This is a genomic window from Streptomyces sp. BK022, assembly GCF_004217355.1.
GTDB lineage: Bacteria > Actinomycetota > Actinomycetes > Streptomycetales > Streptomycetaceae > Streptomyces > Streptomyces griseoluteus.
Genome location: NZ_SHKU01000001.1, coordinates 249,814 through 264,321 on the forward strand (window position 1 = coordinate 249,814; position 14,508 = coordinate 264,321).

General features: G+C 72.0%; 13 protein-coding genes and 1 pseudogene. 6 read left to right on the top strand and 8 right to left on the bottom strand.

Annotation, left to right across the window (positions count from 1 at the left end; genetic code table 11):
• Position 1 precedes the first annotated feature (1 nt).
• On the bottom strand, positions 2 to 907 hold the full coding sequence (ltnD, locus tag EV284_RS01205; RefSeq protein ID WP_130329378.1) for an L-threonate dehydrogenase: 906 nt from the start codon (positions 905 to 907) through the stop codon (positions 2 to 4).
• A gap of 239 nt (positions 908 to 1,146) precedes the next feature.
• On the opposite strand from ltnD, the gene EV284_RS01210 reads away from it, so the two are divergent.
• Genes EV284_RS01210 through EV284_RS01220 form a run of 3 tightly spaced genes read left to right on the top strand, consistent with a single transcriptional unit; the run spans position 1,147 to position 4,972 of the window.
• The gene (locus tag EV284_RS01210; protein ID WP_130330937.1) at positions 1,147 to 2,340 is read left to right on the top strand and encodes a phospholipase D-like domain-containing protein; all 1,194 of its coding nucleotides are present in this window, start codon (positions 1,147 to 1,149) and stop codon (positions 2,338 to 2,340) included.
• 50 nt (positions 2,341 to 2,390) lie between these two features.
• Entirely contained in the window at positions 2,391 to 2,777 is a 387-nt protein-coding gene (locus EV284_RS01215; protein WP_242625489.1) for an STAS domain-containing protein, read from the top strand.
• Positions 2,774 to 4,972, top strand: coding sequence for a SpoIIE family protein phosphatase (locus EV284_RS01220; RefSeq protein ID WP_130329383.1), 2,199 nt, complete (start codon positions 2,774 to 2,776; stop codon positions 4,970 to 4,972). The genes EV284_RS01215 and EV284_RS01220 overlap by 4 nt, the downstream gene beginning before the upstream one ends.
• Here the strand turns inward: EV284_RS01220 and EV284_RS01225 are convergent, their stop codons facing one another.
• From EV284_RS01225 to EV284_RS01235, 3 genes are all read right to left on the bottom strand, one after another.
• On the bottom strand, positions 4,973 to 6,394 hold the full coding sequence (locus EV284_RS01225; RefSeq protein WP_242625490.1) for an MFS transporter: 1,422 nt from the start codon (positions 6,392 to 6,394) through the stop codon (positions 4,973 to 4,975).
• On the bottom strand, positions 6,391 to 6,846 hold the full coding sequence (locus EV284_RS01230; RefSeq protein WP_130329385.1) for a MarR family transcriptional regulator: 456 nt from the start codon (positions 6,844 to 6,846) through the stop codon (positions 6,391 to 6,393). Before EV284_RS01230 ends, EV284_RS01225 begins: the two co-directional genes overlap by 4 nt.
• A 98-nt stretch (positions 6,847 to 6,944) precedes the next feature.
• Complete coding sequence (locus tag EV284_RS01235; RefSeq protein WP_130329387.1) at positions 6,945 to 8,483, bottom strand: AMP-binding protein; 1,539 nt, start codon at positions 8,481 to 8,483, stop codon at positions 6,945 to 6,947.
• 536 nt (positions 8,484 to 9,019) lie between these two features.
• Here EV284_RS01235 and EV284_RS01245 point away from each other — a divergent pair.
• Positions 9,020 to 9,559, top strand: a pseudogene (locus EV284_RS01245) (YciI family protein); the annotation flags it as partial.
• Between the two features lie 377 nt (positions 9,560 to 9,936).
• Here EV284_RS01245 and EV284_RS01250 read toward each other — a convergent pair.
• Together EV284_RS01250 and EV284_RS01255 are read right to left on the bottom strand one after the other, a co-directional pair.
• Positions 9,937 to 10,623 carry a response regulator transcription factor gene (locus EV284_RS01250; RefSeq protein WP_130330941.1) on the bottom strand — a complete coding sequence of 229 codons (687 nt, stop codon included), beginning with the start codon at positions 10,621 to 10,623 and terminating at the stop codon, positions 9,937 to 9,939.
• Positions 10,620 to 11,837: a sensor histidine kinase gene (locus tag EV284_RS01255; protein ID WP_130329389.1), complete on the bottom strand. Its 1,218-nt coding sequence runs from the start codon at positions 11,835 to 11,837 to the stop codon at positions 10,620 to 10,622. Before EV284_RS01255 ends, EV284_RS01250 begins: the two co-directional genes overlap by 4 nt.
• 178 nt (positions 11,838 to 12,015) lie before the next feature.
• On the opposite strand from EV284_RS01255, the gene EV284_RS01260 reads away from it, so the two are divergent.
• A complete protein-coding gene (locus EV284_RS01260; RefSeq protein WP_242625491.1) occupies positions 12,016 to 12,456 on the top strand; it encodes a hypothetical protein in 441 nt (146 codons plus the stop codon).
• On the opposite strand, the gene EV284_RS01265 is transcribed toward EV284_RS01260, so the two are convergent.
• Complete coding sequence (locus tag EV284_RS01265) at positions 12,380 to 12,895, bottom strand: DinB family protein (RefSeq protein ID WP_130329391.1); 516 nt, start codon at positions 12,893 to 12,895, stop codon at positions 12,380 to 12,382. The genes EV284_RS01260 and EV284_RS01265 overlap by 77 nt on opposite strands.
• A gap of 83 nt (positions 12,896 to 12,978) precedes the next feature.
• On the opposite strand from EV284_RS01265, the gene EV284_RS01270 reads away from it, so the two are divergent.
• The gene (locus EV284_RS01270; protein WP_130329393.1) at positions 12,979 to 13,659 is read left to right on the top strand and encodes a Clp protease N-terminal domain-containing protein; all 681 of its coding nucleotides are present in this window, start codon (positions 12,979 to 12,981) and stop codon (positions 13,657 to 13,659) included.
• Between the two features lie 3 nt (positions 13,660 to 13,662).
• On the opposite strand, the gene EV284_RS01275 is transcribed toward EV284_RS01270, so the two are convergent.
• A complete protein-coding gene (locus EV284_RS01275; protein ID WP_130329395.1) occupies positions 13,663 to 14,496 on the bottom strand; it encodes an alpha/beta hydrolase in 834 nt (277 codons plus the stop codon).
• Between the last annotated feature and the right edge of the window lie 12 nt (positions 14,497 to 14,508).

A 14,508-nucleotide genomic window follows, 5' to 3' on the forward strand; every position in this document is an offset into this window, starting at 1 on the left:
GTCAGCCATCCTCCGGCTTCGGCAGGTCGATCCCGGGGAAGATCTTGATCACCGCGCTGTCGTCCTCGCCGCCCAGGCCCGAGGCGGCCGCCTGGAGGAACATCTGGTGGGCCGTGGCGGCCAGGGGCAGCGGGAAGCGCTCCGGGCGGGCGGAGTCGAGCACGATCCCGAGGTCCTTGACGAAGATGTCGACGGCCGACAGGGGCGCGTAGTCACCGGCCAGCACATGGGCCATGCGGTTCTCGAACATCCAGGAATTGCCCGCGCTGTGGGTGATCACCTCGTACAGCGTCCCGGCCGGGACGCCGGCCTTGATGCCCAGCGCCATCGCCTCTGCGGCAGCGGCGATGTGGACACCCGCGAGCAACTGGTTGACCACCTTGACCTTGGAGGCGAGCCCGGCCTCGTCACCCAGCCGGTGCACGGTCGCGCTCATCGCCTCCAGCACCGGCCCGGCGAGCGCGTAGGCCTCCGGCGCGCCCGAGGTGATCATGGTCAGCTCACCGGCCGCCGCGCGCACGGCACCGCCGGAGACCGGGGCGTCCAGATACAGGAGGCCCGACTCGGCCAGGCGGGAGCCCAGTTCGGCGGACCAGGCGGGGTCGACCGTGGAGCACATCACGAACACGGCCCCCCGTCGCAACCGTCCGGCGGCACCCTCCGCGGCGAACAGCACCTGCTCGGTCTGGGCGGAGTCGACGACCACGCCGACCAGGACGTCCACGGTGGCGGCGAGTTCACCGGGGGAGGGGAAGGCGGTGCCGCCCTCGCGGGCGAAGTCGGCGGCCACTTCGGGCCGCAGGTCGTGGACCCCGACGTCGTAGCCCGCCGTCCGCAGGCTGCGGGCCATCCCGAGGCCCATGGCCCCGAGCCCCACCACGCCCACACGGGGCCTCTGGTCCTTCACGCGCAACATCCTTGTCTCGCAGTGGCCGCCCGAACGTCTTCAGCGGCGTCGGTGGACAGGTCATATGATGACCTGATGATGCCGATCAACGCACTGTGATGCCGGTCACATGTGGGGTGGTTCACCGGCGCGGATGATGGGCCGAGTGCCGGGCATGAGGGTCCTCGGGGGTCCATCGGCCGCCCCGACCCGATCCGCCCCCGGCAACAACTGGAGAACTCGCTGTGACCCTCGACGGCATTCCGGTAGCTCTCGCACCCGGCGAGGCCCTCGACGCCGACGCCCGCAAGCAGCGCCTGCGCCGCCGCCTGGAGCGGCTGATAGGCGTGGCCGCCACAGAGGGAAACGAGCTGCTCCCGCTGCGCAACGGCAGTGCCATCTTCCCCGCCATGCTCGAGGCCATCGGCTCGGCCAGGCACACGATCGACATGATGACCTTCGTGTACTGGCGCGGCCAGATCGCCCACGACTTCGCCGCCGCACTCGCCGACCGGGCGCGTGCGGGCGTGCGGGTGCGGCTGCTGCTCGACGGGTTCGGCGCCAAGCGGATAGAGAGGGGGCTGCTGGACCTCATGGACGAGGCCGGGGTCCAGGTCGCCTGGTTCCGCAAGCCCGTCTGGCTCTCGCCCTTCAAGCAGAACCACCGCTGCCACCGCAAGGCCCTGATCGTGGACGAGCACACCGCCTTCACCGGCGGCGTCGGCATCGCGGAGGAGTGGTGCGGCGACGCCCGCAACCCCGGCGAGTGGCGCGACACCCACGTCCAGGTGCGCGGTCCGGCGGTCGACGGGATCGCCGCCGCCTTCGCCCAGAACTGGGCCGAGTGCCACGACGAACTCTTCGACGACCGCGACCGCTTCACCGGGCACAAGCAGATCGGCAGCTCGATCGTCCAGGTCGTGCGCGGCTCGGCCAGTATCGGCTGGCAGGACATGCAGACCCTGATCCGGGTCATGCTCACCTCGGCGGAGGAACGCTTCCGCCTGGCCACGGCCTACTTCGCCCCCGACGACTACTTCATCGACCTGCTGTGCCGCACCGCCCGCCGGGGCGTCAAGGTGGAGATCCTGCTGCCCGGTCCGTACACCGACCAACGGGCCTGCCAGCTCGCCGGCCAGCACCACTACACCAAGCTGCTGCGGGCGGGCGTCGACATCCGCCAGTACCAGCCGACGATGATGCACGCCAAGATCATCACCGTGGACTCGGTGGCGGCCCTGATCGGCTCCACCAACTTCAACCGCCGCTCCATGGACCACGACGAGGAGGTCATGCTCGCCGTGCTGGACGAGGAGTTCACCGCGTCCCTCGACCGCGACTACGACGCCGACCTCGAGCAGAGCGTCGCCATCGACCTGTCCAGATGGCGGCGAAGAGCCGCTTACCAGCGGCTGAAGGAAGCCGCGGTCACACCCGTGAGACGCTTTTTGTGACGAAAGGCAGGCGGCGGTAGCCGAGTGGAAGGCAGCTGAGGGTGTTCTCGGTGGATGTGAGGCAGCACGCGCTGGGCGTGCTGTTCGTGCTGTGCGGTGAACTGGACTTCGACAGCGTGGTGCAGCTGCACGAGGCTGCCGACGGCGAACTGGACGGATCGACGGGGACGCTGCCGGTCGTGGTCGACTGCGCCGCCCTGACCTTCTGCGACTCCTCCGGGATCAGCGCCCTGCTGCGGCTCTACCAGCGGCTCACCGCGGAGCAGCGGGCCCTGCGGCTGGCGGCCGTACCCGCCTCGGTGTCACGTCTGTTCAGCCTGACAGGTTTGGACCAGCTCTTCTCCGTGCACAAGGACGCTGCCGAGGCGCTTGCCGCGGGCTCGGGCGGACGTGGCGTCGTCTCGGCGGTCCAACAGAACGAGGAGCGGAGCGCATGACGCGCGTACCAGGGCTGGACCAGCCCGAGACCGGCCGGCCGGGAGGCGGGCTGGACGACGATCTGCGCGCGCTCTTCGGGCAGTCGTCGGCCGTCTTCGCCTCACTCGCGGGACCGGCCCACATGCTGGAGTCCGCGAATCCGGCGTTCTTCGCCGCGATCGGCGGCGCCGAGCGCGCCCGCACCGGCCTGCCGCTCGCGGAACTGATGCCGGAACTCGTCGAACAGGGCTTCATCGGCCTGCTGGACCGGGTCTACCGCACCGGCCGGTCCGTCACGGGCCGCGACCGCCGGATCGTGCTCGGCTCCGGCGCCGACGCCCGCGAGACCTTCTTCGACTTCACCTACGAGCCCCGGCTCGACGCAGGCGGCAACGTCACCGGCGTCCGCGTGATCGGCGTCGAGACCACGCAGGTCAGACAGGCCCAGCGGCTCACGGCCGAGCAAGCCGCCCTGCTGGAGCAGATCGCCCGTCAGGCCCCGCTGGCCGACGTGCTGCACGGCATGGCGCGGGTCATCGAGGACCTGGCGCCCGAGGAGGTGCTGGTGTCGGTGCTGCTCGCCGACGCCGACGGCCGCCACCTGCGCCACGGCGCCGCGCCCAGCCTGCCGGACTTCTACAACCAGGCCATCGACGGCATCGCCGCCGGTGAGGGCGTGGGCTCCTGCGGTACCGCCGCCCACCGCCGGCAGAGCGTGATCGTCTCCGACATCGCCACGCACGCGTACTGGGACGACTTCCGGGACCTGGCCGAGAAGGCCGGGCTCGCCTCCTGCTGGTCCACCCCGGTGCTGGCCCGCGACGGATCGCTGCTCGGCACCTTCGCCATGTACCACCGCACGCCCCGCTCGCCGCATGACTACGACCTCGCCCTCGCCCGGATCTTCGCGGGCACCGCGGCCCTGGCCATCGAACGCCACCAGGCCGAGCAGGCCCGGCAGGCCGCCGAGGCCCGCGAGCGGGCCGCCCGTGCCGACCTCGCCTTCCTGCTGGACGCCAGCACCTCGCTCGCCGCCGATCTGGACGCCACCCAGACCCTCCAGCGCCTCGCCGAGGCATGCGTCCCGACCCTGGCCCCGCTCTGCGCGGTCGACATCGTGGAGTCCGGCCGCGTACGCCGCATCGCGACCGCCGCGCCGGACACCGAGCGCGCGGCCCTGCTGGCCTCCCACATCCCGGTCTACGACGCCGCCGACGACGCGGTGGCCCGGGTCCTGGCCTCCGGGGTCAGCGAGGTCGCCCGCCGCACGCCCACCGGGCCCGGCCCCTGGCACGACCTGGGCGTCACCGGCTACCTGTGCGTCCCGCTGCTCGACCGGGGCCACGCCTTCGGCACCATGACCCTGCTCAGCTTCGGTGACCACACCTTCGACGGGCACACCGTCGCGCTGGCCGAGGAACTCGCCCGCCGGGCCTCCTTGGCCGCCCGCAACGCCCGCCAGTACAGCCACCGGGTCACCCTCGCCCGCGACCTCCAGGCCGGACTGCTGCTGCCCGGCGTCCCGGACGTGCCCGGCGCCGACGTGGCCACGTACTACCACCCCGCCGGCGAGGGACTCGACATCGGCGGCGACTTCTACGACGTCTTCCCGCTGCGGGACGGCCGGTGGGCCTTCATGCTCGGTGACGTGTGCGGCCGCGGTGCCACCGCCGCGACCACCACCGCGCTGGTACGGCACACCGCCCGCGCCGTCGCCCCGCTGCTGCCCGGCCCCCAGGCCGTGGTCGAGGCGGTCAACCGCGCCCTGTGCGACCGTCCCGGCAGCCACGGCACCGGCTTCGTCACGCTCGTCTACGGGCAGTTCACCCCGACCCCGGCGGGTCTGGACATCGAGCTGATCCGGGCCGGGCACACCGCGCCCCTCGTCATCGACGCGGGGCACACCGTGCGCGCCGTGGACGCCTCGGGGCTCCTCCTGGGCGTCGCCCCCGACCCGCACGTCAGTCCGCGTCGGCTGCTGCTGCGCCCGCACGAGAGCCTGTTGCTCTACACCGACGGCCTCACCGAGGCCCGCGCCCTTGACGGTGAGCAGTTCGGCGACGTACGCGTGGCCCAGGCCCTCGCCGGCTCGCCCCGCCCACCCGCCGCCGGCCGTCTGATCGACTCGCTGACCGACGCCGTACGCGTCTTCACCGGCGGCCACGACATCGACGACGACCAGGCGGTGCTCGTCCTCACCGCCACCGGCGAGTAGTCAGGACAGGCGGGCGATCTCGCCCCGGCCGGCCCCGAGTCCGCGCAGGGAGCGGTCGGCGACGGTCACGGCGAGGAAGAGCGCGCTGACGGCGAGCACCAGCCAGGAGAGGTGGTGCAGTCCGCCGGTGTCGGCCCGCTGCCCGAAGAGGGCACCGCTCGCGGCGGAGGCGACGATCGCGCCGAGGTAGCCGAAGGTGCGCAGCAGCCCGGCGGAGGAGCCCATGCGCTCGGGGTCGGCCTGGTGGAAGACGGAGTTCTGCAGGGCCAGGCTGTTCAGGCCCTGCGGCACACCGAGCACGAACACGACGGCCAGCAGCATCCAGACCGGGCTCGCGTCGGTCAGCGTCAGCAGCAGCGCGCAGGCGGCGAGTTGCCCGGCCGCGCCCACCAGGAGCTTGGCCCGGATCGCCGGCCTGCGCCCGGTGAGCGTCGAGACGATCAACGCGGTGACGAACAGCGGAAGTTGGACCAGTCCCGCCTGCGAGGCCGACAGCCCCCGGCCTTCCTGAAGCCACTGGGTGTACCCGTACAGGAAGGCGTAGCTGACGATGTACGCGAGCAGGGCGCGGGCGTAGGTGGCCAGCAGGGGGAGGTTGCCGCTCAGGACGCGCAGGTCGATGAAGGGCTGCGCGGTCCGCAGCTCCCGCCGGGCGAAGGCCGCCGCCGCGACCGCGGTCAGCACCGGCAGGTACCAGTGGGCGGTGCCGGGCTCCATGAGGAAGAGGAGCAGGCAGACCAGGGCCGCGGCGAAGAGGCCCATCCCGGGCAGGTCCAGCGCGGCCAGCGGGTGCCGGTCCCCGGGGCGGGGCGCGGGCGGGGTGACGGGGAGGCGGCGTGCGCCGAGGTACAGGCCGGCCAGGGCGAGCGGGATGTTGACGGCGAGGGTGGTGCGCCAGCCCCCGACACCGATCAGCAGTCCGCCGAGGCTGGGGCCGATCACGGCGACGGTCTGGGTGGTGACGGCGAGCGCGGTGAGCACGCCGGTCGGACTCTCCTGGCCGGTGCGCCGGGCCTCACTGCGGATCAGGTACATGGCGGCCGGATAGCCGGAACAGGTGCCGAAGCCGAGCAGCACGCGGGCGGCGATGAGCACCCCGAGGTTCGGGGCGAGCATCCCCACGACACCCGCGACACCGGTGAGCGCGGTGCCCGCCAGGAACAGACGGCGCGGCCCGAACAGGTCGATCAGCCGTCCCACCACCGGCTGGCCGATGGAGGTGGCCAGGTACAGGGCGGAGACCAGCCACGCGGTCTGCGCGGGAGGCGCCCCGAAGGCGGCGCCGATCGGCACCAGGGAGACCGACAGGACGGAGGAGTTGACCGGGTTGAGTACGGAGCCCAGCATCATCGGGGCCAGCAGGCGCCGGTCGAAGCCGTCGCTCCGCTTCGCCCGGCCGGGCAGCAGTGAGCGCAGGATCACGAGCGGACGACCCGGTCCAGTATGGCCGCCGCCTCCAGCAGGGTCCGGCGCTCGGACTCCGTGCACTGGTCCTCCAGAGCCCGGGTCAGCCAGCCCTCCCCGGCCCGCCTGCGGTCCTCCAGGAAGGCGTGCCCGCCGTCGGTGACGAACACCAGCTGGCGCCGCCCGTCGGAGGGGTCCTGCCGCCGGGACACCAGCGCGCGCTCCTCCAGTACGGACACGGTCGCGGCCACCGACTGGTGCCGCACCCGCTCGGCGGCGGCCAGGTCACTGACCGACGCCTCCCCGTCCTTGTCCAGCCGGCTCAGCACGGACGTCTGCGACGGCGTCAGGTCTCCGGGGTCGTAGCTCTCCCGCATCCGCCGCCGGAGCCGGCTGAACACCACGCGGAACTCGTGCGCGGCGCGTACGGCGGATTCGGACACACCGGTGGTGTCAGCGATCTCGGTCATATGTACAGGCTAACCTGCGCAGTTCGGACTGTGCAATATGCCGTCTCCCGGGTCGGGGGCCGCCCTCAGGTGTGGCGGACGGCCCCTCGGAGGTGCCGTCAGAGCGTCGCGCGGCGGCGCAGCTCCTTCTTGTCCGGCTTGCCGACGTCCGTCAGGGGCAGCTCGGACGGGAAGGTGATCCGGGCCGGCTCGTACATCGCGCCGCGCTCCGCCCGTACCAGCGCGCGCAGGTCGCCGGCGGTCGTGGTGGCGCCGGGAGCGAGGAGTACGGCGGCGTGGACGCGCTCCATGCGGTCCTCGTCCCGGACGCCGAAGACCGCGCTCTGGAGGACGTCGGGGTGGGTGTTGAGCAGGTCCTCCAGCTCGGTGGTGTACACATGGCCGCCGACCACGACGATCATGTCCTTGAGGCGGTCGACCACGGTGAGGTAGCCCGCGTCGTCGCGGAAGCCGACGTCACCGGTGTGCAGCCAGCCGTCCCGCAGCACCTCGGCGGTGAGCCGCGGCTGCTTCCAGTAGCCCTGCATGACCATGCCGGAGCGGACGCAGATCTCGCCGTGCTCGCCGTCGGGGAGGACGTTGCCGTCCGCGTCCCGGATCTCCACGTCGACGCCCGGCAGGATCTTCCCGGCGGTACGCAGCAGCGCGGGGTCGTCCGGGTCGTGGTCCTTCGGGGGCAGCACGCTGATGAGCCCGCCCTCGTTCTGCCCGTACCCCTGCATCAGCACCGGACCGAGGCGGCGTACGGCGTCGGCGATACGGGCGGGGGAGGACTGGCAGCCGCCGTAGAGGACCTGGCGCAGGCCCGAGGTGTCGGTGTGCGCCATGTCGGGGTGGTCGAGCAACTGGTAGAGCAGCGGCGGCAGGAGCCACATGTGGGTGATGCGCTCCCGCTCGAGGGTACGGAGCACCTCACCCGGCTCGAAGTCGTCCAGCAGGACGACTGTGCCGCCGGTCTCCAGCACCGCGTCCGCGAGCATCCCGGCCGCGTGGGCGATGGTGGTGGCGACCAACTGCCGGTGCTCGCCGGTCTCTTCCCCGGTGACCGGGCGCGCTGCGCGGGTCTCCCGGACCTGGCGGAAGGTGGTGCAGATGCCCTTGGGGTGGCCGGTGGTGCCGCCGGTGTGGCGGATGCCGCAGATGTCGTCCGGCTCGGCCCGGCTCGGGAACGGCTCGGCGGACTGCGTGGCGGCCAGCGCCAGCAGGTCCTCCGCGTCGCCGTAAGAGCCGAGCGTCAGAACCGACTTGACCGGTACCGAGGCGGTGATCTCCGCGGCCCGGTCGGCCAGCCGCGGGTCGACCACGAGGGCCCGCGTCTCCACGTCGGCGACGATCGCGGACTGCACCTCGGCGGAGAGCTTGCTGTACAGGTGGTTGACCTGAGCGCCGATCAGGTTCGCGGCGTAGCGCACGGCTATCGCCTCGGGCAGGTTGCCGCTGAGCAGGGTGACGGTCTGGCCGCGCTCGATCCCCTGGGCCTGCATGGCCCATGCCATCCGGTGCACCAGGTCGTGGAACTCCCCTGCGTGCAAACGGTGTTCCCCGTGTACGAGAGCCTCGCGTCCGGGGTTCTCCCGCAGGGCGTCGAGGATGTCCTCCACGGGATTGCGGAAGCGTGGGGCTGCGACGTCGGGCATGGGGGGTCCTCCTGGGCCTGGGCGCACGGGGGCCCGGCCGGTTGTTGCTGTTGTTGCCGTGGGGGGACGGGAAGGTTCCCGAATAAGGTTGCCTAGACCAACCAAGTCGACTGTAGGACGCCGGTGGGGAGCGCGCCAACTTCGCGGCCGCGAACGTCGACAATCGGCCGATTCGGCTAGCTGAATCGGCCAATCTCGACCCCGTACACCCCCGCTGACCAGCGACGACAGCGGTCCGGGGCAGGGGTGTTCAGCCCGCCGTCAGCACGGAGACCAGGCTTGCCACCGGCACGGTGTCGCACACGAACGCGATGACCGGGTTTGCCGACACCGTGCGCCGCGTCGGCCTGGAAGGTGACCGCGAGGGACACGGCCACGCAGACCCAGGCGACGGCGACGAGGGCGCTCGCCGAGGCCCGGTGTCGTCCGAAGGGCCCGCCCGGAGCCCACGGTGGAGCCGCGACCGTCGAACATGCGGGCGGGGCAGCCGCCATATCCCTCTGCGCGGGCGCCCCGGGATCGGCAGACTGCCCGGTATGGAGTTCTTCTGCTATCACCGTGACCGGTCCGACTCGCTGGCGCTCCGGAGGGAGTTGGGCGAACGGCACTGGTCCTACATGGACGGGTACGCCGCGGAGATGATCGCCCGGGGGCCGACGTTCGCGGGTGAGGTGCCCAGCGGCAGCGTGCACATCGTCGACCTGCCCGACGCGGCTGCGGCCCGCGCGTTCGCTTTCGACGAGCCCGGCTACCAGGCGGGCGTGTACCGGGACGTCCTGCTGCGTCGCTGGCGCAACCTGCTGGGACGCACGATGTGGGACTTCCCCGGCGGTCGGGCCGGCGGCGACCGCTTCCTGGTCCTCGGGCTGGGCCCGGCCCAGCCCGCCGACCTCACCGTCCCACCCGACCAGGACGAACTCATCGCCTACGGCCCTCTGCTGTCCGACGACGGAAACACCTGGCTGGGGACGGCGGCCCTGCTGCGAGCGCCGGACGCGGAGACGGCACGCGCCGTCCTGGGCCCGGGCCGGTACGCGGAGACCGAGGTGCACAGTTGGCAGTTCGGCGGTCGGCCGGAAGACCCCGGTCCCGGCGTGCTCCGGCGTCCCTCTTGGACGACGACCCCGATGGCTCCGGTGATCCTGTTCGACGACGACTGCCACATGTACGTCTTGAGGGATCAGGCGTTCGCCGAATCCTGGTGGGAGATGCCCGACGAGTTCACCCACGGCTTCGACGCGCTGGCCAGGCCCCTCCTCATGGCGGGCGAACCCCATCAGGTCCGGTTGACCCTGGCCGGTGACGAGCCGGACGAGGGGGAACTGCGCCGCCTGGTCGCCCACCACTACCGACGTCACGTCCGAGGGCGGACGCCGCCGCAGGCCGCCGCGCTGTCGGACTTCGTGGCGGCACTGCCACGAGAGTGACGCGGCTGCCGTAACGGTGGCGCGGGTCACCCGTCGTCGGACCGCCGCCCGCCCACTCCCAGGAAGTGCAGCACCGCCAGTACCCGGCGGTGGTCGGCGTCGGCTCGGGGGAGGTCCAGTTTCATCAGGATGTTGTTGATGTGTTTGGCGACGGCGCTTTCGCTGATGACGAGTTGGGTGGCGATGCCCGCGTTGGAGCGGCCTTCGGCCATGAGGCTGAGGACTTCGCGTTCGCGGGGGGTGAGGCGGGCCAGGGGGGTGTCGGTGCGGCGGATGAGGAGTTGGGCCACCACCTGGGGGTCCAGGGCGGTGCCGCCGTTCGCCACCCGGCGGAGGGCTTCGACGAACTCCTCGACGTCGGCCACCCGTTGCTTGAGGAGGTAGCCGACGCCACTGGTGTTGGCGGCGAGGAGGTCGGTGGCGTAGCGCTCCTCGACGTACTGGGAGAGGAGGAGCAGGGCCGTCGAGGGGTGGGTGCGGCGGATGGCCAGTGCGGCACGTACTCCCTCGTCCTGGAAATCGGGCGGCATACGGACGTCCACCAGCGCGAGGTCGGGACGGTGTTCCGCCACCGCGGCCAGCAGCCCCGGGCCGTCGCCCACTTCGGCGGCCACCTCGAAGCCGGCCATCTCCACGACCTTGACCAGGCCCATCCGCAACAGGACGGAGTCCTCCGCGATCACCGCGCGTCGCACCGTCGGCTCCTCGTTCATCGTGCCGGGCACGGCAGCTCCACACTCATCAGGGTCGGTCCCCCCAGGGGACTGCTCAGCCGGAATGTTCCGTCGACGGACCGCACCCGCTGGGCGAGACCGGTGAGGCCGGTCCCGCCGGCGGGGTCGGCGCCGCCCAGGCCGTCGTCCGTGACCACCACCCGCAGTATCCCGCCCAGCAGAGTGAGCGTCACCTCCGATCGGGTCGCCTCCCGTGCGTGCTTGGCGACGTTCGTCAGCGCCTCGGAGACGACGAAGTAGGCGACCGCCTCCACCGCCGGTACCGGCCGTCGTGGCAGGTCCACCCGTAGCCGTACGGGCAGCGGAGCGCGAGCCGCGAGACCCGACAGGGCGGCGTCCAGGCCGAGTTCGTCCAGCACGGCGGGGTGCAGCCCGCGTACGAGGATGTTCAGCTCCTCGATCGCCTCCTTCGCCTCCCGGTGCGCGGTGTCGATGACCTCGCGCGCCTCCGGTGACAGATCCACCAGCGTGGCCTTGGCCAGACCCAGATTCAGCGCGAGGGAGACGAGGCGTTGCTGCGCGCCGTCATGCAAGTCCCGTTCGATGCGCCGCCGTTCCGCGTCCGCGGCGTCCACCACCCCGGCCCGGCTCTCGGTGAGGTCCGCGACCCGCCGCGCCAGGTCCTCTTCCCTGTCGCGCCCCAGCCAGGAGGGACCCACATGGGTCTCCAGGCGGACCAGGGCGGCGGCCAGGGTGGGCACGGTGGCCAGTGCGCCCAGACCCGCCGCGCAGAGGTAGGCGGCCTGGGTGGAGAGGCCGAGGTGTTCGATCCGCCACTGCCACGGCAACGCGTAGACCCACACCGGGGTAAGTGCCGCGGCCGCCCCGGCCACCAGCAGCCCCACCACCAGCGCTTCGAGTCCGCCCAGCAGCGCCCCGGCCAGGCAGTGGTAGCCGAACTGACGCCCTGGCCGCCGCACCCCCGGACGGGGAATGCCGAGTCCGAGGAACCGGCGGAAGCGCCAGCACTGCGCCACGGTCAGAGCCGGTACGCAGCACACCGTCACGACCAACGCGCCCCCGAGCATGACCGGCGCGCCGGTGTCCCCTCCTTCCACGCACTCCCAGGCGAGGCCGAAGTCCATGAAGAGCAGGAACCCCATGAGGAGGTGAAGCGGTGCCCCCAGGGCGAGGAAGGAGGCGTCGCGCGTCAGGCGCGTCAGCGCTCGCCGCGGCCAGGGCGGGATCTTCATGGGGCCAACGGTAGGCCCCGGCCTCGGCGTGACTCCATGCACCTGTCATCCGTGACGGAGGTGCATCTAGTGCCACCCCAGGACGGACAGTGACGTTACTGACTCCAGGGAGCGGAAACCGGAGGGTTGATCACGAGCCCGACGGCCGGGTTCCCGACTCTGGAAGTGGACTCCCGACATGGCCCCCATCTCCCATGCCCCCACGAGTGGTTCCGGCCACGGCCGCGTACTCGTGGCCGCCGGTCTCGCCCTGCTGCCCTGGCTCGGCTACCTCGCCGGCACCCTGCCCGCCGCCGAGGCGGCGGCCTGGGTCGCCCTCGACGCGCTGGAGGCCGGCGCCCTGCTCACCGCCGGGAGTCGCCTGCTGCACCGCGACCCCCGCCACCGCGCCCCCGCTGCCGCGGCGGCGGTACTCCTCCTCGCCGACGCCTGCGTCGACGTCGCCACCTCTTTACCCGGCCCGGAGCGGGCCCTCGCCGTAGCCATGGCGGTGGTCGCGGAACTTCCCCTCGCAGCCCTGTGCGCGGCGCTGGCCGCACGTCCTACACACCGGTCCGCCCGTCGAGCAGTTCGCGTACGACGTCCAGGTGACCGTTGTGCCGGGACGTTTCCTCGATGAGGTGGAGGAGGACCCAGCGGAGGTCGACGTGGTCGCCGTTGCTGATGGGGCGCTTGGCCGGGGTGTCCAGGTCGTGGGTGGAGACGAGATCGCGGTAACGGGCGCTCTGGGACTCGTAGTCGGCGAGGAGCCGGGGGAGGGGTATGCCGACCGCCGTGCGCATCTCGGGGTCGGGGTCGTCGTCGGTGGCCCCGGCGAGGGGGCCCGCGGGGTCCTCGCCCAGGAACATGACCTCGAACCAGTGGTGTTCGACCCAGCGCAGATGGCTGATCAGACCGCACAGGGTCATCAGGGGGGAGCCAGGGAGCGGGGCCCGGCGGGCGTCCTCGGGCGAGACGCCCTCGCACTTGGCTCGCGCGGTGTCGCGGGCGTAGTCGAGGAACGTGGTCAGTTGCGTGCGCTCGTCCCAGGCGGGTGGCGTGTCGGTCTGTCGAGTCATTCCGGAACCGTAAGCGGGATACTCGCTCCGCCGCACGTCAATTTCTTCTTGACGCTCACTCATCGTCAACTTAGTCTTGACGCATGAGTCCACTCGACATCAATCTCGCCGATCTGATCGCCCGACTCGACGAAGAACTCCCCGACGCCGGCGACCTCGCGCACGTCAGCGAAGCGCGGCTGCGGGCGCAGACCCTGTCCGATCTCGGGGACCAGCTCATCGACCACTACGTGAGCAAGGCCAAGCGGTCCGGGGCCTCCTGGACCGAGATCGGGGATGCCATCGGGGTGTCCAAGCAGGCGGCGCAGCAGCGGCACGCGCCGACACCGTTCGAGCGGTTCACCCACCTCAACCGGCACGGCATCGTGCTGGCGCAGGAGGCCGCGCGGACGCACAGGCACGACTCGATCGGCACCGAACACCTGCTGCTCGGCCTGCTGGGGGAACCGGAGGGCCGGGCGTACGAGACGCTGGTGGCGCGGGCCGGGTCGGAGCAGCGGGTGCGGGACGCGGTCGCGGCGGTGCTGCCGCCGGCCGGGGCGAAGGCGCTGCGGGGGCACATCGCCTTCCGCGAGGAGAGCAAGGCGGCCATCGAGCGGGCGCGGGACGCGGCGGCCGAGCTGGGTCACGACTGGGTCGGCACCGAGCACATGCTGCTGGGCCTGATCCGCGTCGAGGGCAGCCCGGCCGCCCGCATCCTGCGTGAACTCGGTTTCACCGCCGAGGAGTTGCGGGATGCGGTCGCCGCTCGGGGCGAGCGCTAGGCGTCACACGTTCCAGAACGACGTCAACGCCTCGATCACCGCTTCGGGTTCGTACACGTTCGGCGAATGGCCGCCGCCCGCGATCTCCGTGTAGCGGGCGTCCAGCTGCCGGGCCATCGCGGCCGCTTCACGCTCCGGCCAGGTCTCCTCCGGAGTGCCGAAGACGACCGACAGGGGAATGCCGCAGCCGCGCAGCGCCTCGGTGCGGTCCGGCTCGGTGATCATCTGCTCGGCGGCCAGACGCAGGGCCTCCGGGGCGTTGCGGGCCCAGCGGTCCGAGAGGAAGGCAAGCACCTCCTCGGAGACCCCGCCGGCCTCCGGGCGGAGGAACGGCCACAGGTCCGGGACCGGAGTCGTGCGCAGGGCGTCCAGCAGGAGGCGCAGACGTTCCCGCGTCGGCTCCGACACGGCCGCCGGGCCGAAGTTCAGCAGGGTCAGTGACGCCCAGGTAACGTCAGAAGAAGGAGCGTTCAGCACGGCCAGGCGCGACACCAGGCCTCCGTACGAGTGCCCCACCAGATGCACAGGGCCCAGCACCTCTGCCAGCGCGGTCAGGTCCGACGCCAGATCCTTCGGCGCGTACGACGGAGCCTTCGACGCCGGGCCCGTCTCGTACTGGCCCCGCTGGTCGATGGCGACGACCCGGTAGCCCGCCTCGGCCAGGCCGGGCAGCAGCGGCAGGAAGTCCTCCTTGCTGCCGTTGAAACCCGGCACCAGCAGGGCCGTACCCCGCGGGGCCGGGGGAGCGGCCGTGAAGGCGGCGAAGGTTCCCCGGCCGGTGTCCAGGCGCACGCTCCGGACGCTGTCGGGGCGGGCGATCGAGAGGATCTGGCTCATGGAGGTGATGGT